The 17,624-nt window shown below is 69.7% G+C and carries 19 protein-coding genes; 14 read left to right on the plus strand and 5 right to left on the minus strand.

Going from position 1 to position 17,624, the window contains the following annotated elements; all coding sequences use genetic code 11:
• Positions 1 to 10 precede the first annotated feature (10 nt).
• Positions 11 to 703 (plus strand): demethylmenaquinone methyltransferase, encoded by a 693-nt coding sequence (locus tag ACFXDJ_RS28330; RefSeq protein WP_384663768.1) that lies wholly within the window; start codon positions 11 to 13, stop codon positions 701 to 703.
• A 6-nt stretch (positions 704 to 709) separates the two neighbouring features.
• Entirely contained in the window at positions 710 to 1,621 is a 912-nt protein-coding gene (locus tag ACFXDJ_RS28335; protein WP_384663766.1) for a glutaminase, read from the plus strand.
• Positions 1,622 to 1,805: 184 nt separating this feature from the next.
• On the opposite strand, the gene ACFXDJ_RS28340 is transcribed toward ACFXDJ_RS28335, so the two are convergent.
• Positions 1,806 to 2,375 (minus strand): GNAT family N-acetyltransferase, encoded by a 570-nt coding sequence (locus tag ACFXDJ_RS28340; RefSeq protein ID WP_384650399.1) that lies wholly within the window; start codon positions 2,373 to 2,375, stop codon positions 1,806 to 1,808.
• Between the two features lie 59 nt (positions 2,376 to 2,434).
• Between ACFXDJ_RS28340 and ACFXDJ_RS28345 the strand changes: the two genes are divergently transcribed.
• Positions 2,435 to 3,733, plus strand: coding sequence for a geranylgeranyl reductase family protein (locus tag ACFXDJ_RS28345; RefSeq protein ID WP_384650401.1), 1,299 nt, complete (start codon positions 2,435 to 2,437; stop codon positions 3,731 to 3,733).
• 60 nt (positions 3,734 to 3,793) lie between these two features.
• Here the strand turns inward: ACFXDJ_RS28345 and ACFXDJ_RS28350 are convergent, their stop codons facing one another.
• The 4 genes from ACFXDJ_RS28350 to ACFXDJ_RS28365 form a co-directional block, all read right to left on the minus strand.
• The gene (locus tag ACFXDJ_RS28350) at positions 3,794 to 4,243 is read right to left on the minus strand and encodes a DNA-binding protein (RefSeq protein WP_384850764.1); all 450 of its coding nucleotides are present in this window, start codon (positions 4,241 to 4,243) and stop codon (positions 3,794 to 3,796) included.
• Complete coding sequence (locus ACFXDJ_RS28355; RefSeq protein ID WP_384650405.1) at positions 4,237 to 4,479, minus strand: hypothetical protein; 243 nt, start codon at positions 4,477 to 4,479, stop codon at positions 4,237 to 4,239. Before ACFXDJ_RS28355 ends, ACFXDJ_RS28350 begins: the two co-directional genes overlap by 7 nt.
• A gap of 104 nt (positions 4,480 to 4,583) precedes the next feature.
• Complete coding sequence (locus ACFXDJ_RS28360; RefSeq protein WP_384650406.1) at positions 4,584 to 4,922, minus strand: hypothetical protein; 339 nt, start codon at positions 4,920 to 4,922, stop codon at positions 4,584 to 4,586.
• Between the two features lie 387 nt (positions 4,923 to 5,309).
• A complete protein-coding gene (locus ACFXDJ_RS28365) occupies positions 5,310 to 6,155 on the minus strand; it encodes a C40 family peptidase (protein WP_384650408.1) in 846 nt (281 codons plus the stop codon).
• A 774-nt stretch (positions 6,156 to 6,929) separates the two neighbouring features.
• Between ACFXDJ_RS28365 and ACFXDJ_RS28370 the strand changes: the two genes are divergently transcribed.
• From ACFXDJ_RS28370 to nuoK, 11 genes are read left to right on the plus strand one after another with little or no spacing between them, the layout of a single operon-like run.
• Positions 6,930 to 7,289 carry an NADH-quinone oxidoreductase subunit A gene (locus tag ACFXDJ_RS28370; RefSeq protein WP_008738438.1) on the plus strand — a complete coding sequence of 120 codons (360 nt, stop codon included), beginning with the start codon at positions 6,930 to 6,932 and terminating at the stop codon, positions 7,287 to 7,289.
• A 15-nt stretch (positions 7,290 to 7,304) separates the two neighbouring features.
• Positions 7,305 to 7,859: an NADH-quinone oxidoreductase subunit B family protein gene (locus ACFXDJ_RS28375; protein WP_329380917.1), complete on the plus strand. Its 555-nt coding sequence runs from the start codon at positions 7,305 to 7,307 to the stop codon at positions 7,857 to 7,859.
• 14 nt (positions 7,860 to 7,873) lie between these two features.
• Complete coding sequence (locus tag ACFXDJ_RS28380; RefSeq protein WP_384650463.1) at positions 7,874 to 8,608, plus strand: NADH-quinone oxidoreductase subunit C; 735 nt, start codon at positions 7,874 to 7,876, stop codon at positions 8,606 to 8,608.
• Positions 8,608 to 9,933 carry an NADH-quinone oxidoreductase subunit D gene (locus ACFXDJ_RS28385; protein ID WP_384650410.1) on the plus strand — a complete coding sequence of 442 codons (1,326 nt, stop codon included), beginning with the start codon at positions 8,608 to 8,610 and terminating at the stop codon, positions 9,931 to 9,933. Before ACFXDJ_RS28380 ends, ACFXDJ_RS28385 begins: the two co-directional genes overlap by 1 nt.
• Complete coding sequence (gene nuoE / locus ACFXDJ_RS28390) at positions 9,930 to 10,679, plus strand: NADH-quinone oxidoreductase subunit NuoE (protein ID WP_384650412.1); 750 nt, start codon at positions 9,930 to 9,932, stop codon at positions 10,677 to 10,679. The genes ACFXDJ_RS28385 and nuoE overlap by 4 nt, the downstream gene beginning before the upstream one ends.
• Positions 10,679 to 12,028, plus strand: coding sequence for an NADH-quinone oxidoreductase subunit NuoF (nuoF, locus tag ACFXDJ_RS28395; RefSeq protein ID WP_384650414.1), 1,350 nt, complete (start codon positions 10,679 to 10,681; stop codon positions 12,026 to 12,028). Before nuoE ends, nuoF begins: the two co-directional genes overlap by 1 nt.
• The gene (locus ACFXDJ_RS28400) at positions 12,025 to 14,532 is read left to right on the plus strand and encodes an NADH-quinone oxidoreductase subunit G (RefSeq protein WP_384650416.1); all 2,508 of its coding nucleotides are present in this window, start codon (positions 12,025 to 12,027) and stop codon (positions 14,530 to 14,532) included. The genes nuoF and ACFXDJ_RS28400 overlap by 4 nt, the downstream gene beginning before the upstream one ends.
• Positions 14,529 to 15,899, plus strand: coding sequence for an NADH-quinone oxidoreductase subunit NuoH (gene nuoH / locus ACFXDJ_RS28405; protein WP_384650418.1), 1,371 nt, complete (start codon positions 14,529 to 14,531; stop codon positions 15,897 to 15,899). Before ACFXDJ_RS28400 ends, nuoH begins: the two co-directional genes overlap by 4 nt.
• Complete coding sequence (gene nuoI / locus ACFXDJ_RS28410; RefSeq protein WP_384650420.1) at positions 15,892 to 16,518, plus strand: NADH-quinone oxidoreductase subunit NuoI; 627 nt, start codon at positions 15,892 to 15,894, stop codon at positions 16,516 to 16,518. Before nuoH ends, nuoI begins: the two co-directional genes overlap by 8 nt.
• Complete coding sequence (locus ACFXDJ_RS28415) at positions 16,515 to 17,327, plus strand: NADH-quinone oxidoreductase subunit J (RefSeq protein ID WP_384650422.1); 813 nt, start codon at positions 16,515 to 16,517, stop codon at positions 17,325 to 17,327. Before nuoI ends, ACFXDJ_RS28415 begins: the two co-directional genes overlap by 4 nt.
• Positions 17,324 to 17,623, plus strand: coding sequence for an NADH-quinone oxidoreductase subunit NuoK (gene nuoK, locus ACFXDJ_RS28420; RefSeq protein ID WP_215025182.1), 300 nt, complete (start codon positions 17,324 to 17,326; stop codon positions 17,621 to 17,623). The genes ACFXDJ_RS28415 and nuoK overlap by 4 nt, the downstream gene beginning before the upstream one ends.
• Position 17,624: the final 1 nt, after the last annotated feature.

A 17,624-nucleotide genomic window follows, 5' to 3' on the forward strand; every position in this document is an offset into this window, starting at 1 on the left:
GCCAACGCCAGTGACCACCGCTTCCCTGGACAAGCAGCCGCACGAAGTCGCCTCCATGTTCGACGGCGTGGCGGCGAACTACGACCTCACCAACGACGTCCTCTCCCTCGGGCAGGCCCGCCTGTGGCGCAAGGAGGTCGCCAAGGCGGTCGGCGCGCGCCCCGGGCAGAAGGTCCTCGACCTGGCCGCCGGCACGGCCACGTCCTCGCTGCCCTTCGCCGCGACCGGCGCGTACGTCGTCCCCTGCGACTTCTCCCTCGGCATGCTCCGCGAGGGCAAGAAGCGCAACCCCTGGCTCCCGCTCACCGCGGGCGACGCGACGAAGCTGCCGTTCCAGGACGGGGTCTTCGACACCGTCACCATCTCCTTCGGCCTGCGCAACGTCCAGGACACCGACGCCGCCCTGCGCGAGCTGTACCGGGTCACGAAGCCCGGCGGCCAGGTCGTGATCTGCGAGTTCTCGCAGCCCACCTGGGCGCCCTTCCGGACCGTGTACACCGAGTACCTGATGCGCGCGATGCCGCCGGTGGCCCGGGCGGTCTCCTCCAACCCCGACGCGTACGTGTACCTCGCCGACTCCATCCGCACCTGGCCCGACCAGCCGGACCTGGCCGCGCTGCTGCAGAAGGCGGGCTGGTCCAAGGTGGCCTGGCGCAACCTGAGCGGCGGCATCGTGGCCCTGCACCGCGGCGTCAAGGGGTAGTTCCCGGTGGACTACCAGGCGCTGCTGGAACAGGTCGCGAACGACATCGCCCCGCTGGTGGGCAGCGGCACCCCCGCCGAGTACATCCCGGCGCTGGCGTCCGTGAACCCCTCGCAGTTCGGGATGGCCATCGCCGATCTCGACGGCAACGTCTTCGGAGTGGGGGACTGGCGGACCCCGTTCTCCACGCAGTCCATCACCAAGGTCTTCGCGCTGGCCCTCGCGCTCGCCGAGGGCGGCGACAGCCTCTGGGAGCGGGTGGGCCGGGAGCCCTCCGGCAACCCCTTCAACTCCCTGGTGCAGCTGGAGTACGAGAACGGCATCCCGCGCAATCCGTTCATCAACGCGGGCGCGCTGGTCGTCACCGACCGGCTGCTGACGCTGACGGGCGACGCGAGCAGCGAACTCCTGAGGTTCCTCCGGGAGGAGAGCCAGAACCCGGACGTCGCCTTCGACGCGGAGGTAGCAGCCTCCGAACACGAGCACGGTGACCGCAACGCGGCCCTGGCCCACTTCATGGCCTCGTACGGGAACATGGACAACCCGGTGCCGACGCTGCTCGACCACTACTTCTGGCAGTGCTCGATCGAGATGAGCTGCGCCGACCTCGCCCGCGCGGGCCGTTTCCTGGCCCGCCACGGGCTGCGCGCCGACGGCACCCGGCTCCTCACGCGCAGCGAGGCGAAGCAGATCAACGCGGTGATGCTGACCTGCGGGACGTACGACGCGGCGGGGGAGTTCGCCTACCGGGTCGGCCTCCCGGGCAAGAGCGGGGTGGGCGGCGGCATCGTGGCGGTCGTACCCGGCGCGTGCACGCTGGCCGCGTGGAGTCCGGGCCTCGACCCCCAGGGCAACTCGGTCGCCGCCGTCGCCGCGCTGGATCGCTTCACGACGCTGACGGGCCTGTCCGTCTTCTGACGCGCGGCGCCGTCGCCGGGGCTCCGCCCCGGACCCCGCGCCTCAAACGCCGGCGGGGCTGGGTGTTTCAGCCCGTCCCGGGGGCCCCTCCCAGCGGTAGCTGGGGGAGTTTGAGGACCGGGTCCGGGCAGAGCCCGGGGAACGGTGGAAGGGCGGGTAGGGGACGGCTCCGCGCAGCGGCCGCCTACTCCGGGCCGAGCGTCAGCTCGTAGCGTCGGCCGTACCGGGCGCCGCCCGGAAGGAGGAACCGGTCCGCCAGGCGCATGCCGAGCCGCTCCGCGACCGCGATCGACCGGACGTTCTCGTCGTTGATCATCGCCACCACCTCCGGCACGCCCGCCTCCCGCACCCGGTCAACAGTGGCCAGCGCAGCGGCATACGCATACCCCTTGCCCCAGGCCGACCGGCCAAGCCGCCACCCGATCTCGATCTCCCCCACCGGCCCCCACGCCTTCTCCGCCGGCCACGGCTGCGCCCCCGTGAAGCCGAGCACCTCCCCGTCCCCGTCCGTCAGCGTCCACAGGCAGAAGCCGAGCCGCGCGTCGTGCAGCCGCTGCCGCGCGGTGAACTCCTCGTAGAAGGACGGCTCGGCGGGCCCGCCGAGGAATTCCATGACGTCGGGGTCGTTGAAGACCCGGTGCCAGGCGTGCGCGTCCTCGTCCGTCGGCACACGGAGCTGGACGGCGGGGAGCGGCCGGGTCGGCGAGGTGGTCACAGTGGGCAGCCCTTCGGATCGCGATCTCTCTCGCTGCATAGACTGCACATGTCTTGTGCCGTTGGGCACCCCTTATCGAGCCTTCGGGAGACCCCGCTGTGACCGAGCCCCTCTCCGAGCAGCCCCTCTCCGAGCACTCCGCGGACGTGATCGTCGTCGGGGCCGGGCCCGCCGGCTCGACCACCGCGTACTACCTGGCCAAGGCCGGGCTGGACGTCCTGCTCCTGGAGAAGACGGCGTTCCCGCGCGAGAAGGTCTGCGGAGACGGACTGACCCCGCGCGCCACGAAGCAGCTGGTGTCGATGGGCATCGACATTTCAGAAGAGGCCGGCTGGCTCCGCAACAAGGGTCTGCGGATCATCGGCGGCGGCCAGCGCCTCCAGCTGGACTGGCCGGAACTGGCCTCGTTCCCCGACTACGGACTCGTCCGCAAGCGGGACGACTTCGACGAGACCCTGGCCCGCCAGGCGCAGAAGGCGGGCGCCCGCCTCTACGAGCGCTGCAACGTCGGCGAGCCCGTCCGCGACCCCCGCACCGGCCACATCACGGGGGTCCAGGCCAAGCTGGGCGAGGAGAAGACCCCGGTCACCTTCACCGCCCCGCTCGTCGTCGCCGCCGACGGCAACTCCTCCCGCCTCTCCCTCGCGATGGGCCTGCACCGCCGCGAGGACCGCCCGATGGGCGTGGCCGTGCGCACCTACTTCACCTCCCCCCGCCACGACGACGACTACCTGGAGTCCTGGCTGGAGCTGTGGGACCGGCGCGGCGCCGAGGACCGGCTGCTCCCCGGCTACGGCTGGATCTTCGGCATGGGCGACGGCACCTCCAACGTCGGCCTCGGCATCCTCAACTCCTCCTCCGCCTTCAGGGAGCTGGACTGGCGCGAGGTCCTCAAGGCCTGGTGCGCGTCCATGCCGGAGGACTGGGGCTACACCCCCGAGAACATGACGCAGCCCATCCGCGGCGCGGCCCTGCCGATGGCCTTCAACCGGCAGCCGCACTACACCAAGGGCCTGCTGCTGGTCGGCGACGCGGGCGGCCTCGTCAACCCGTTCAACGGGGAGGGCATCGCCTACGCGATGGAGTCGGGCCAGATCGCCGCCGACGTCATCGTCCAGGCGCACTCGCGCGCCACCCCCGCCCTGCGCGAACTGACCCTGCACAGCTACCCGAAGGTCCTCAAGGAGACCTACGGCGGCTACTACACGCTGGGCCGCGCGTTCGTGAAGCTCATCGGCAACCCCAAGGTCATGAAGGTCGCCACCCAGCGCGGCCTCTCCCACCCGGTGCTGATGAAGTTCACCCTGAAGATGCTGGCCAACCTGACCGACCCCACGGGCGGCGACGCGATGGACCGCGTCATCAACGGCCTCTCGAAGGTGGCGCCCCGCGCTTGATCGGTCAAGGCCGGGCCGCTCGTTGGGTAGTCGAGCGGCCCGGCTCGTGGCGTTCGGCCGTCACACGTTGACGATCTTCACCTTCGGTGAACCGGGAAGCTCCTCGGTGGCCTTGCACAGCGCTGGGATGTGCGACTTGTCAGAAGTGACGAGTAGCACTGGGGGACTACAGAGTGCGGCCGTGGCGACCACGAGGGCGTCCACGAGGCATTCGTGTCCGTCAAGGCCCGAGGCGTCCAGCAGCTTTGCCGCGGCTTCTGTCACCGCGTCGTTGACCGGTTTCACGTCGAACCGGGACAGCAGGAACTGGAGCCGTTTGGCGGCTTCTCCTGTTCGGCGCACTTCCAAGGGCGTCAGTGCGGACAGCGCCACGCGCCGGCCGCTCTGCTGGGCGACCTCGATGCGCGCACGCATCCCCTCGTCACCGTCGACGTGCAGTGAAAGCCCCTGGGCGTCCAGGACGAGCGTGCCCTCGCTCTTTGCCTTGATTTTGAGGCGCTTGCTTACCACTCCTGCTCCGCCTGCCGCCGCGCTTCGGCGGAGATGGGGCCGAACGCCTTGCGGTCGGCGGTCACGACCTCGCGGAGCTTCTGAGCGGCGAGCCATTCTTCAAGAGCTTCGGCCACAACGGAGGAGAACCCGCTCTTGCCGGCGCGTTCCTCGACTTCCTTGATCAATGACTGGGCGAGCGACACGGATCTCTTACCGGCCCGCTCGACGGCCTGGGGTGCCACGTGACTGCTCATACCTAAAACGTAACACCAGCGGTAGGAAATTTCTCGTCCGATGGTTACTTCGGTGGAACCAAGGTGGCCCCGAAGGCCTGACGAGGGCGCGGGGCGCGGAGGATTCAGGCGGGCTGCGCCGGGGGGTTGTCCCCGGTGCGGCCCGTCTGGTCGTGAGGGGTGTCGAGGCCTCGTTCGTACGATGCTGCGTCCGATCGGTGGACCGTCCGGATACAGCGGGCCAGCAGCACCAGACCGCAGAGCAGCAGTGTCGCCGATGCCGTCCAGTCGAGGGCGAGCGTGATCGAGGAATTGGGCTTCTGCCACGGGCGGGCGGTGTTCAGCAGCCAGCCTCCCAGGGACAGGAGACCGAGCCCGGCGGCGGCCGGGACGGCTGTGGGGTCGGGGGTCGGATGGGCACCGGCACCGTGGCCGGGGGCTTTGTCAGATGGCCTGGTGATCACGGATCACCACCTCCTGGGGTGACTCGGGCGTGCGCGCCCCGGCCATCTTCGCAGGGCTTTGCCCGGTTCGATACGAGCTGACCGTCAGACGGACGGACCCCCGTGAGCGGGCGGCGGCGGCCGGCGGCGGGAGTCACCGGGTGGATCACCGGAGGGAGGGGCGGAGGGAGGGGCGGAGGGAGGGGCGGAGGGATCGGCCCCGGTGGAGCGGTCCGTGGGCCCGCCCGAGAAGCGGCCTGAAGGCCCCGTGGGCGCCGCGGGACGCCCCGGGACGACCGAAAGGCCGGCGCTCACCCCCGAGCGGGGAGCACCGGCCTTCCGGGCGTCACCGAGAGCGGCTCGGGACGCGGGGGACGCGTACGGCTGAGGGACGATCCGGGGAACGGATCAGAGGACGCGGACGGCGCCCGTCGGCTTGTCGTAGCTCAGGGAGCGCTCGACGATGCCGGTGCTGGGGTTCTGCGCGCCGACGAAGTTGCCGCCGCCGACGTAGATGGCGACGTGGTACGCGCTGCCGCGGGAGCCCCAGTACAGGATGTCGCCCGGCTGAAGGGCGCTCAGGGAGACCGAGGTGCCGGCCGAGGACTGGTCCTGCGACATGCGCGGCAGGGAGACGCCGGCCTGGCGGTACGCGGCCTGGACGAGGCCCGAGCAGTCGAACGAGGACGGGCCGGTGCCGCCCATGACGTACGCCTTGCCGACCTGCGCGCGGGCGAAGTTCACGATGGCGGCGGCGGAGCCGGTCGCCGGAGCGGTGACGCCGGAGCCCTCCGAGGAGGAAGAGCCCGCGGAGGAAGAGGAGGACTTGGCCGAGAGCGAAGTGCGGGCCGTGCTGCGGCTGGCGCGGTCGGACTCCGCCTTGCGGTCCGCCTCGTCCTTGGCCTTCTGCTCGGCGTCGGCCTTCTGCTGGGCGTCTTCCTTGGCCTTCTTGGCCTCGGCGGCGGCGCCGGTACGGGCGCTCTCCTCCAGGGCGTTGAGCTCGCCGCCGACCGCGGCGGCGCGGGTGTTCTCCGCGGCCTTGGTGACGGAGGAGGACACCTCGGCGGCCAGGTCCATGTTCAGGACCGGCATTTCGAGGGTGCTCTCGGGGGAGGGCTCGGAGGGCGTGGCGCTCGCCGTGCCGGCCATGGCCAGGGTGCTGAGGACGCCACCGGCAACTCCGGCGCGGACCGCGAGCTTCGAGGCGCTGCGGCGGGGCTTCCGGTGGCTGGGTATGTGAGCGGTGAGGGACATGAGTACAACCGCTATCAGGGCGTTGCGGTTCCCTTCAAGAAACGTGGTCTGCGCCACAGTTGTGCGCGAAGGGCACGAACCGGGCGCGTCGGAAGTCTTATTGACGCCGCAACGGGCCAATCGGACACCCCGTCGTAAGGCTGTGATCATGGGGTTTCTGCAATAAGTCCGAATTGATCCTTGGCCTACCATCCCTCCGGACAGATGGCCAAGCCCCCTTTCGCGGCCGCGAATCCCGAGTGGCACAGGTCACAGCGACATCACGCTGTGCGGACACTGAGCGGACGCCGAGGCCCTTCTGTGACCCGGCCGTGAACTCACCGCCGCATTCGGCTCCCGGGCCCCCTCCCGAATCACCCTCCCGGACGCCCCTCCCGGATCCGGAGTTCGTGAACGCGCGCACGCGTCCACCTCCGTACGCGCGAGCTCCTCCGACCGGGGGACGCCGATCCCTTTATCATCACGCGCACCATGCCGCCAATTTGCGTGCAGGGGCCACGATTTGATAGTGCGACACACCTTCCACCTGCGACTACAGGGGTGGATGTCACCTTTGGTGATCATGTGGATGCTTCGCGTATGAAGATCACCACTCATCGGACTTCATGATCGTTCGTCAGGTGGTGGAGATCACAAACTCGTTGTTGTAACCCGTGTCGCAGATCACAGACGAGCAGGCATAAGATGCGCACCAGCCCGGCTTGTGAACTGCCTCACATGCAAGTGCCGGCGCAGCGGTCCAACGGTCAAGGACGACTGGAAGGAGCGAGGAGCGTGAATGCGTACGCGCCCATCCTCGTGCTCGGCGCCCTCGGCGCAGGGTTTGCGATCTTCTCCGTGGTCATGGCCACGCTGATCGGTCCAAAACGGTACAACCGGGCAAAACTTGAAGCATATGAGTGCGGCATCGAGCCCACTCCCGTGCCGGCCGGCGGCGGCCGCTTCCCCATCAAGTACTACCTGACGGCGATGCTCTTCATCGTCTTCGACATCGAGGTTGTCTTCCTCTACCCCTGGGCGGTCACCTTCGACTCGCTGGGGATCTTCGGGCTCGTCGAGATGCTCCTCTTCGTGCTCACCGTCTTCGTCGCCTACGCCTACGTGTGGCGCCGCGGCGGCCTGGAATGGGACTGAGGGGCTGAATTTTCCATGGGACTGGAAGAGAAGCTGCCGAGCGGCTTTCTGCTGACCACCGTCGAACAGGCCGCGGGCTGGGTGCGCAAGTCATCCGTCTTCCCCGCGACCTTCGGCCTGGCCTGCTGCGCCATCGAGATGATGACCACCGGAGCGGGCCGGTACGACCTGGCCCGCTTCGGCATGGAGGTCTTCCGCGGATCTCCGCGCCAGGCCGACCTGATGATCGTGGCGGGCCGCGTCAGCCAGAAGATGGCGCCGGTGCTGCGGCAGGTGTACGACCAGATGCCCGCTCCCAAGTGGGTCATCTCTATGGGTGTTTGCGCCTCTTCGGGCGGAATGTTCAATAACTACGCGATCGTCCAGGGCGTCGACCACATCGTCCCCGTGGACATTTACCTGCCCGGCTGTCCGCCCCGCCCCGAGATGCTGATGGACGCGATCCTCAAGCTCCACCAGAAGATCCAGGGATCCAAGCTCGGCGTGAACCGGGAAGAGGCGGCCCGCGAGGCGGAGGAGGCGGCCCTCAAGGCGCTCCCCATGATCGAGATGAAGGGGCTCCTGCGGTGAGCGACGACCCGGCCGTGGAGAACGGCCCCCAGCCCGGTGACGACGCCGCCGGCGGCAACAACGTCCCGGCCCCCAGGGGTGCGACGGGCCCCGAGGTGATCGGTGTCCGCAAGGGCATGTTCGGCGCCGCGAACGGCGGCGACACCAGCGGCTACGGCGGCCTCGTGCGCACCGTGGTCCTGCCCGGCCCGAGCGTCCGCCCGTACGGTTCGTACTTCGACGAGGTCGTCGACGAGCTCGAAGGGGCGCTGGAGGAGCAGGACCTCGTCCCCGAGAACGCGATCGAGAAGGTCGTCGTGGACCGGGGGGAGCTGACCCTCCACATCGCCCGCGAGCACCTTCCCCTGGTGGCGAAGACCCTCCGCGACGATCCGGCCCTGCGCTTCGAGCTCTGCACCGGCGTCAGTGGGGTGCACTTCCCCGGGGACAAGGGGCGCGAGCTGCACGCCGTCTACCACCTGCGCTCGCTCACCCACGGCCGGATCCTGCGGCTGGAGGTGTCCGCCCCGGACAGCGACCCGCACGTCCCGTCGATCGTCTCGGTCTACCCGACCAACGACTGGCACGAGCGCGAGACGTACGACTTCTTCGGCCTGATCTTCGACGGGCACCCGGCCCTCACCCGGATCATGATGCCGGACGACTGGCAGGGCTTCCCGCAGCGCAAGGACTACCCGCTCGGCGGCATCGCCGTCGAGTACAAGGGCGCCCAGATCCCGGCTCCCGACCAGCGGAGGTCGTACAGCTGATGAACACGTCCAATCACGCCTCCTCCCGGGAGACCACCGAAGGCCTCGTCTACACCGTCACGGGCGGCGACTGGGACGAGATCGTCCAGTCCGCGGCCCGCGCGGACGACGAGCGGATCGTCGTCAACATGGGTCCCCAGCACCCGTCCACGCACGGAGTGCTCCGCCTGATCCTGGAGATCGACGGCGAGACGGTCACCGAGGCCCGCTGCGGCATCGGCTACCTCCACACCGGCATCGAGAAGAACCTCGAATACCGGAACTGGACGCAGGGCACCACCTTCGTCACGCGCATGGACTACCTGACGCCGTTCTTCAACGAGACGGCGTACTGCCTGGGCGTCGAGAAGCTGCTCGGCATCACCGATCAGATCCCGGACCGCGCCACCGTCATCCGCGTCCTGCTGATGGAGCTCAACCGGCTCTCCTCCCACCTGGTGTGCATCGCCACCGGCGGCATGGAGCTGGGCGCGACCACGATCATGATCTATGGGTTCCGCGACCGCGAGCTGATCCTCGACGTGTTCGAGCTGATCACCGGACTGCGCATGAACCACGCGTTCATCCGCCCCGGCGGCCTCGCGCAGGACCTGCCCCCGGGCGCGGTCGACCAGCTCCGCGAGTTCATCAAGACCATGAAGAAGAACCTGCCGGAGTACGACAAGCTCGCCACCGGCAACCCCATCTTCAAGGCCCGCATGCAGGACGTCGGCTACCTCGACCTCACCGGCTGCATGGCGCTGGGCGCCACCGGCCCGATCCTGCGCTCCGCCGGGCTGCCGCACGACCTGCGCAAGTCCGACCCGTACTGCGGTTACGAGAACTACGAGTTCGACGTGCCGACCACCGAGTCCTGCGACTCCTACGGACGCTTCCTGGTCCGCCTGGAGGAGATGCGCCAGTCCCTGCGGATCGTCGAGCAGTGCCTGGACCGGCTGGAGCCGGGGCCGGTGATGGTCGCCGACAAGAAGATCGCCTGGCCGGCGCAGCTCGCGATGGGCCCGGACGGCCTCGGCAACTCGCTCGACCACATCAAGCAGATCATGGGCACCTCCATGGAGTCCCTCATCCACCACTTCAAGCTGGTGACCGAGGGCTTCCGGGTCCCGGCCGGACAGGCCTACGCGGCCGTCGAGTCCCCCAAGGGCGAGCTCGGGGTCCACGTGGTCTCCGACGGCGGCACCCGCCCCTACCGGGTCCACTTCCGCGACCCGTCCTTCACCAACCTGCAGGCCATGGCGGCGATGTGCGAGGGCGGCCAGGTCGCCGACGTCATCGTGGCCGTCGCCTCCATCGACCCCGTGATGGGAGGCGTCGACCGATGAGCGCCAGCCAGTCGACCAGCCTGGGCATGCCCCAGCTGCCGGCCCCCGACTTCCCGGCCGAGGTGCGCGAGCGGCTCGAAGCGGACGCGAAGGAAGTCATCGCCCGCTACCCCGACAGCCGCTCCGCGCTGCTGCCGCTGCTGCACCTCACCCAGTCCGAGGAGGGCTACGTCTCGCGCACCGGCATCCGGTTCTGCGCCGAGGTGCTGGGCCTGACCACCGCGGAGGTCACGGCGGTCGCCACCTTCTACACGATGTACCGGCGCAAGCCCTCGGGCGACTACCAGGTCGGGGTCTGTACGAACACCCTGTGCGCGGTCATGGGCGGCGACGCCATCTTCGACGAGCTCAAGGAGCACCTCGGGGTCGGCAACAACGAGACCACCCCCGACGGCAAGGTCACCCTCGAACACATCGAGTGCAACGCGGCCTGCGACTACGCCCCCGTGGTGATGGTCAATTGGGAGTTCTTCGACAACCAGACCCCCGAGTCCGCCAAGGCCATGGTGGACGACCTGCTGGCCGGCCGCCCGGTCGAGCCGACCCGGGGCGCGCCGCTGTGCACGTACAAGGAGACCGCCCGGATCCTGGCGGGCTTCCCCGACGAGCGCCCCGGCGCCGTCGAGGCGAGCGGCGGCGCGGGACACGCGTCGCTGATCGGCCTGCGCATCGCGCGGGGCGAGTCCCCGCAGCTCGGCAAGGTCGTGCACCCGCGTGCCGAGGCCGCGGCCGAGGAGGGGGAGTGATGACGGTGACCGCTGAAATGCACGAGAACGGCACCAGCCCGGAGAAGCTGCTGGCACCCGTGCTGTCGGCGTTCTGGGACGAACCGCAGTCGTGGACGCTGGAGACCTACCGGCGCCACGAGGGCTACGAGGGCCTGCGCAAGGCGCTCGCGATGACCCCGGACGACCTCATCGCGTACGTGAAGGACTCCGGTCTACGCGGGCGCGGCGGCGCGGGCTTCCCCACCGGAATGAAGTGGCAGTTCATCCCGCAGGGCGACGGAAAGCCGCACTACCTCGTCGTGAACGCGGACGAGTCGGAGCCGGGAACCTGCAAGGACATCCCCCTTCTCTTCGCCAACCCGCACTCCCTCATCGAGGGAATGATCATCGCCTGCTACGCGATCCGGTCGGAACACGCCTTCATCTACCTGCGCGGCGAGGCCGTGCCGGTACTGCGGCGCCTGCACGAGGCGGTACGTGAGGCGTACGAGGCCGGCTACCTCGGCCAGGACGTCATGGGGAGCGGGCTCAGCCTCGACATCACCGTGCACGCGGGAGCGGGCGCGTACATCTGCGGCGAGGAAACGGCCCTCCTGGACTCCCTCGAAGGCCGGCGCGGTCAGCCCCGGCTGCGTCCTCCCTTCCCTGCCGTCGAGGGGCTCTACGCGTGCCCCACTGTCGTCAACAACGTCGAATCCATCGCCTCGGTTCCCGCGATCCTGAACAAGGGCAAGGACTGGTTCAAGGCGATGGGGACCGAGAAGTCCCCCGGTTTCACGCTGTATTCGCTGTCGGGCCACGTCGTGGGCCCCGGCCAGTACGAGGCCCCGCTCGGCATCACCCTGCGCCAGCTCCTCGACATGAGCGGCGGGATCCGCCCCGGCCACCGGCTGAAGTTCTGGACCCCGGGCGGCTCCTCCACCCCCATGTTCACGGCCGAGCACCTCGACGTCCCGCTGGACTACGAGGGCGTCGGCGCCGCCGGATCCATGCTGGGCACCAAGGCCCTGCAGTGCTTCGACGAGACGACCTGCGTGGTGCGGGCGGTGACCCGCTGGACCGAGTTCTACGCCCACGAGTCCTGCGGCAAGTGCACGCCCTGCCGCGAAGGCACGTACTGGCTGGTCCAGTTGCTGCGCGACATCGAGGCCGGCAAGGGCGTCATGTCCGACCTCGACAAGCTGAACGACATCGCCGACAACATCAACGGCAAGTCGTTCTGCGCGCTCGGCGACGGAGCCGCCAGCCCCATCTTCTCCTCGCTCAAGTACTTCCGCGAGGAGTACGAGCAGCACATCACGGGCAAGGGCTGCCCCTTCGACCCCAAGAAGTCGACCCTCTGGGCCGACACGGAGGTGACCGCATGACCGTGACCACTACGGGAGCCTCCGGCGGAGGAGCGGCAGCGGTCCCGCCCGCGGACCAGATCTCCCTCACCATCGACGGCATCGAACTGTCGGTGCCCAAGGGGACCCTGGTCATCCGGGCCGCCGAGCAGCTCGGCATCGAGATCCCCCGGTTCTGCGACCACCCCCTCCTCTCCCCGGCCGGCGCCTGCCGCCAGTGCATCGTCGAGGTGGAGGGCCAGCGCAAGCCGATGGCCTCCTGCACCATCACCTGCACCGACGGCATGGTCGTCAAGACGCAGCTCACCTCCGAGGTCGCCGACAAGGCCCAGCGCGGGGTGATGGAGCTGCTGCTCATCAACCACCCGCTGGACTGCCCGGTCTGCGACAAGGGCGGCGAGTGCCCGCTCCAGAACCAGGCGATGTCGCACGGCAACGCCGAATCGCGGTTCGAGGGCAAGAAGCGCACCTACGAGAAGCCCGTCCCGATCTCCACCCAGGTGCTGCTGGACCGCGAGCGCTGCGTGCTGTGCGCGCGCTGCACCCGCTTCTCCAACGAGATCGCCGGCGACCCGATGATCGAGCTGCTGGAACGCGGCGCGCTCCAGCAGGTCGGCACCGGAGAGGGCGACCCCTTCGAGTCGTACTTCTCCGGCAACACCATCCAGATCTGCCCGGTCGGCGCCCTCACCTCGGCGGCGTACCGGTTCCGCTCCCGCCCGTTCGACCTCGTCTCCTCCCCGAGCGTGTGCGAGCACTGTGCGGGCGGCTGCGCGACCCGGACCGACCACCGCCGCGGCAAGGTGCTGCGCCGGATGGCCGCCGAGGACCCCGAGGTCAACGAGGAGTGGATCTGCGACAAGGGCCGCTTCGGGTTCCGCTACGCGCAGCGCCCCGACCGGCTCACCACCCCGCTGGTGCGCGGCGCCGACGGGGTCCTCGCCCCGGCGAGTTGGCCCGAGGCGCTGGAAGCCGCCGCGAACGGGTTGGCCGCCGCGCGCGGCCGGGCCGGGGTCCTGACCGGCGGCCGGCTGACCGTCGAGGACGCGTACGCGTACGCCAAGTTCGCGCGGGTCGTGCTCGACACCAACGACATCGACTTCCGGGCCCGGGTGCACAGCGCGGAGGAGGCCGAGTTCCTGGCCGCCTCCGTCGCCGGCACCGGCAAGGACCTCGACGGGCGGGGCGTCACCAACGCCTCCCTGGAGGCGGCCCCGGCCGTGCTCCTCGTCGGCATCGAGGCCGAGGAAGAGGCCCCCGGCGTCTTCCTGCGGCTGCGCAAGGCCCACCGCAAACACAAGCAGCGGACCTTCGCCGTCGCCACCTTCGCCACCCGCGGGCTGGAGAAGGCGGGCGGCACCCTGCTGGCCGCCGCCCCCGGCACCGAGCCCGAATGGCTGGACGCGCTCGCCTCGCGGACCGGTCTGGAAGAGGGCGGTCACGCCGCCGCCGAAGCGCTGCGCCTGCCCGGCGCGGTCATCGTCGTCGGGGAGCGCCTGGCCGGGATCCCCGGAGCGCTGACTGCCGCCGTACGGGCCGCCGCCGCCACCGGTGCGCGGCTGGTGTGGATCCCGCGCCGGGCCGGGGAGCGGGCCGCCGTCGAGGCGGGCGCGCTGCCGTCCCTGCTCCCGGGGGCCCGCCCGGCCACCGACCCGCGGGCCCGCGAGGAGGTCGCCGCCGCCTGGGGGCTGGACGAGCTCCCGCACCGGTACGGCCGCGACACCGGCCAGATCGTCGAGGCCGCCGCCACCGGCGAGCTGTCCGCCCTGCTGGTCGCGGGCGTGGAGCTTGACGACCTGCCGGACCCGGCCCGCGCCCGGCTCGCGCTCCAGGAGGCCTTCGTGGTCAGTCTGGAACTGCGGCCCGGCGAGGTCACCGACCACGCGGACGTGGTCTTCCCGGTCGCGGCCGCCGCCGAGAAGCCGGGCGCGTTCATCAACTGGGAGGGCAGGGTCCGGCCGTTCGAGGCCGCGCTGAAGCCCGAGCAGATGACCCGCCGGCTCGCCCCCGCCGACTCCCGCGTCCTGCACATGCTGGCCGACGCGGCCGACCGGCCGATCGCCCTGGGCGACGTACACGCCGTGCGCCGGGAGCTCGACGGGCTCGGCCAGTGGGCCGGGGCGCGGGCCGCCGAGCAGTCCGCGGACACCGCGCCGCTGCCCCGGCCGGGCGCGGGCGAGGCCATCCTCGCCGGCCACCGGCTCCTGCTCGACCAGGGTCGTCTCCAGGACGGGGACGAGGCCCTGGCCGGCACCCGGCACGAGGCGAGCGCCCGGCTGTCGGCCGCGACGGCCGCCGAGACGGGTGTGAAGAACGGCGACGTCCTCGCGGTGACCGGCCCGGCCGGCTCCGTGGAACTGCCGCTGCGGGTCACCGAGATGCCCGACCGGGTGGTCTGGCTCCCGCTGAACTCCACCGGCTCCGGGGTCCTCGCCGATACCGGCGCCCGCCCGGGAACCCTCGTACGCATCGGTCCGGCTACCCCGGCCGACAGCAGCGACGCCACTGCGGAGGTGGGCGCGTGAACACCGTTCAGATCGCTGCCGAAGACCTCTCCTTGTTCGGCAAGGACGTCTGGTGGCTCGTCGTCGTCAAGGCGGTGTTCTGCTTCGCCTTCCTGATGGTGACCGTGCTCTTCTCCATCGTGTGGGAGCGCAAGGTCGTCGCCTGGATGCAGCTGCGCATCGGCCCCAACCGGCACGGCCCCTGGGGCATGCTCCAGTCGCTCGCCGACGGCGTGAAGCTCATGCTGAAGGAAGACCTCATCGTCAAGCGGGCGGACAAGGTCGTCTACGTCCTCGCCCCGATCATCGCGGCGATCCCGGCCTTCATGGCCATCGCGGTGATCCCCTTCGGCCCCTCGGGCAACGAGGTCTCCATCTTCGGCCAGCGCACCACGATGCAACTGACCGACCTGCCGATCGCCATGCTCTACATCCTCGCGGTGGCCTCGGTCGGCATCTACGGCATCGTGCTGGCCGGCTGGTCCTCGGGCTCCACGTACCCGCTCCTGGGGGGCTTGCGCTCCTGCGCGCAGATGATCTCCTACGAGATCGCGATGGGCGCGGCCTTCGCCTCGGTCTTCCTCTACTCCGGGTCGATGTCGACCTCGAAGATCGTGGAGGCGCAGGGCGACCGCTGGTTCATCGTGCTGCTGCCGGTGTCCTTCATCATCTACGTCATCACGATGGTCGGCGAGACGAACCGCGCCCCCTTCGACATGCCGGAGTCCGAAGGCGACCTGGTCGGCGGCTTCAACACCGAGTACTCCTCGATCAAGTTCGCGCTGTTCATGCTGGCCGAGTACGTCAACATGGTCACCGTCTCCGCGGTCTCGGTCACCCTCTTCCTGGGCGGCTGGCGGGCCCCGGCGCCGATCTCCACGTACTGGGAGGGCGCCAACCACGGCTGGTGGCCCATGCTCTGGTTCGTCATCAAGGTCCAGCTGCTGCTGTTCTTCTTCATCTGGCTGCGCGGCACGCTCCCGCGCGTGCGCTACGACCAGCTGATGAAGCTCGGCTGGAAGGTGCTGATCCCGGTCTCCGTGGTCTGGCTGATGCTGGTCGCCACCGTCCGGGCGCTGCGCAACGAGCGCTACGACTTCTCGGAGATCGTGCTCTACGTCGGCGGCGCGGTCGTCGCGGTGCTGCTGCTCTCCTTCGTCGTGGACGTCTTCCGCGACAAGAAGGAGAAGGCGGCCGCCGAAGTCGCCGGACAGGCTGCCGCCGCCGAGCCCTTCGATCCGCTGGCGGGCGGATTCCCCGTACCGCCCAAGCCCGGCCAGCACCTGGCACCCGTACCGCGCAGGCGGCCTCGCAGTGAGCGGGAGCTGATTGTCAGTGGCGCGGCGAATACTGACAGTGACCGAGAGGAGGGTGCTGAGAATGTCTGACGCTGAGAACGAGAAGTGGCAGAACCCGGTGGCCGGCTTCGGCGTGACCTTCAAGGCCATGTTCAAGAAGCGACTCACCGAGCAGTACCCGGAGCAGCACAAGACCACCGCTCCGCGCTTCCACGGGCGGCACCAGCTCAACCGCCACCCGGACGGTCTGGAGAAGTGCATCGGGTGCGAGCTGTGCGCCTGGGCCTGTCCCGCCGACGCGATCTACGTGGAGGGCGCGGACAACACCGAGGAGGAGCGCTACTCCCCGGGTGAGCGGTACGGCAGGGTCTACCAGATCAACTACGCCCGCTGCATCCTGTGCGGGCTGTGCGTCGAGGCCTGCCCGACCCGGGCGCTGACCATGACGAACGAGTTCGAACTGGCCGACTCCAGCCGCGAATCGCTCATCTACACCAAGGAGCAGCTGCTCGCCGGGCTGACCGAGGGCATGGTCGAGGCTCCGCACTCGATCTTCCCGGGCACCCAGGACACGGACTACTACCTGGGGCTGGTGACCGGGGCGGCTCCCGGCACGGTCCGCCAGGTCGCCGTGTCCAAGGGCGAGACCGCTTCGGAGACCGCTTCCGAGGACGCTCCCGGGGTCGCCTCCGAGGGGGTGGGGGCGTGAGCACCGTCGCCGCAGCCGCCACCCTCACCTCCACCGGTGAGGCCGTGCAGTTCTGGGTCCTCGCCACGGTCGCCGTCATCGGCGCGCTGTCCACGATCCTGATGAAGAAGGCCGTGCACAGCGCCCTGAGCCTGGCCGGGACGATGATCATCCTGGCGGTCTTCTACCTCGCCAACGGCGCGTACTTCCTCGGCATCGTCCAGGTCGTCGTCTACACCGGCGCGATCATGATGCTCTTCCTCTTCGTCGTCATGCTCGTCGGCGTCACTGCCGCGGACTCGCTGACCGAGACCATCAAGGGGCAGCGCTGGCTGGCCGCCCTGTGCGGACTCGGCTTCGGCATCCTGCTGATCGCCGGCCTCGGCAACGCCCGGCTCACCCACTTCAACGGGCTCGGCCGGATCAACTCCGGCGGACACGTCGAAGGCCTGGCCACGCTCATCTTCACCAAGTACGTGTTCGCCTTCGAGATCACCGGCGCCCTCCTCATCACGGCGGCCGTCGGCGCGATGGTGCTCACCCACCGCGAGCGCACCGAGCGGCCCGCCACCCAGCGCGAGCTCGCCGAGCGCCGCGTACGCGAGGGCGTGCAGCTCCCGCCGCTGCCCGCACCCGGTGTCTACGCCCGGCACAACGCCGTGGACGTCGCCGGCCTGCTGCCGGACGGCACCCCGTCCGAGCTCACCGTCAACCAGACGCTGCGCGGCCGCGGCCAGATCAGGGACGTCTCCAGCCAGGCGCTGGACGACCTGAAGGCGCTGGAGCAGCGGTCGTCCGAGCGGCTCGGCCGCGAGGAGGCCTCGAAGTGAATCCGGTCAACTACCTGTACCTGTCCGCGCTGCTGTTCACCATCGGGGCCTCCGGGGTCCTGATCAGGAAGAACGCGATCGTGGTGTTCATGTGCGTCGAGCTGATGCTCAACGCCTGCAACCTCGCCTTCGTCACCTTCTCCCGGATGCACGGCAACCTCGACGGCCAGATCATCGCGTTCTTCACGATGGTCGTCGCCGCCGCCGAGGTCGTGGTGGGTCTCGCGATCATCGTGTCGCTGTTCCGTACCCGCCACTCGGCCTCGGTCGACGACGCCAGCCTGATGAAGCTGTAAG

This window comes from Streptomyces sp. NPDC059443, from assembly GCF_042750105.1.
Taxonomy (GTDB): Bacteria; Actinomycetota; Actinomycetes; order Streptomycetales; family Streptomycetaceae; genus Streptomyces.

What these genes read in the sequence shown, in the direction of transcription:
- ACFXDJ_RS28375 (WP_329380917.1), top strand. Translation starts at nt 7,305, where the DNA reads ATGGGACTGGAAGAGAAGCTGCCGAGCGGCTTTCTGCTGACCACCGTC.
- ACFXDJ_RS28400 (WP_384650416.1), top strand. Translation starts at nt 12,025, where the DNA reads ATGACCGTGACCACTACGGGAGCCTCCGGCGGAGGAGCGGCAGCGGTC.
- nuoF (WP_384650414.1), top strand. Translation starts at nt 10,679, where the DNA reads ATGACGGTGACCGCTGAAATGCACGAGAACGGCACCAGCCCGGAGAAG.
- nuoI (WP_384650420.1), top strand. Translation starts at nt 15,892, where the DNA reads ATGTCTGACGCTGAGAACGAGAAGTGGCAGAACCCGGTGGCCGGCTTC.
- ACFXDJ_RS28355 (WP_384650405.1), bottom strand. Translation starts at nt 4,479, where the DNA reads ATGAGCAGTCACGTGGCACCCCAGGCCGTCGAGCGGGCCGGTAAGAGA.
- ACFXDJ_RS28385 (WP_384650410.1), top strand. Translation starts at nt 8,608, where the DNA reads ATGAACACGTCCAATCACGCCTCCTCCCGGGAGACCACCGAAGGCCTC.
- nuoE (WP_384650412.1), top strand. Translation starts at nt 9,930, where the DNA reads ATGAGCGCCAGCCAGTCGACCAGCCTGGGCATGCCCCAGCTGCCGGCC.
- ACFXDJ_RS28365 (WP_384650408.1), bottom strand. Translation starts at nt 6,155, where the DNA reads ATGTCCCTCACCGCTCACATACCCAGCCACCGGAAGCCCCGCCGCAGC.
- ACFXDJ_RS28340 (WP_384650399.1), bottom strand. Translation starts at nt 2,375, where the DNA reads ATGCAGCGAGAGAGATCGCGATCCGAAGGGCTGCCCACTGTGACCACC.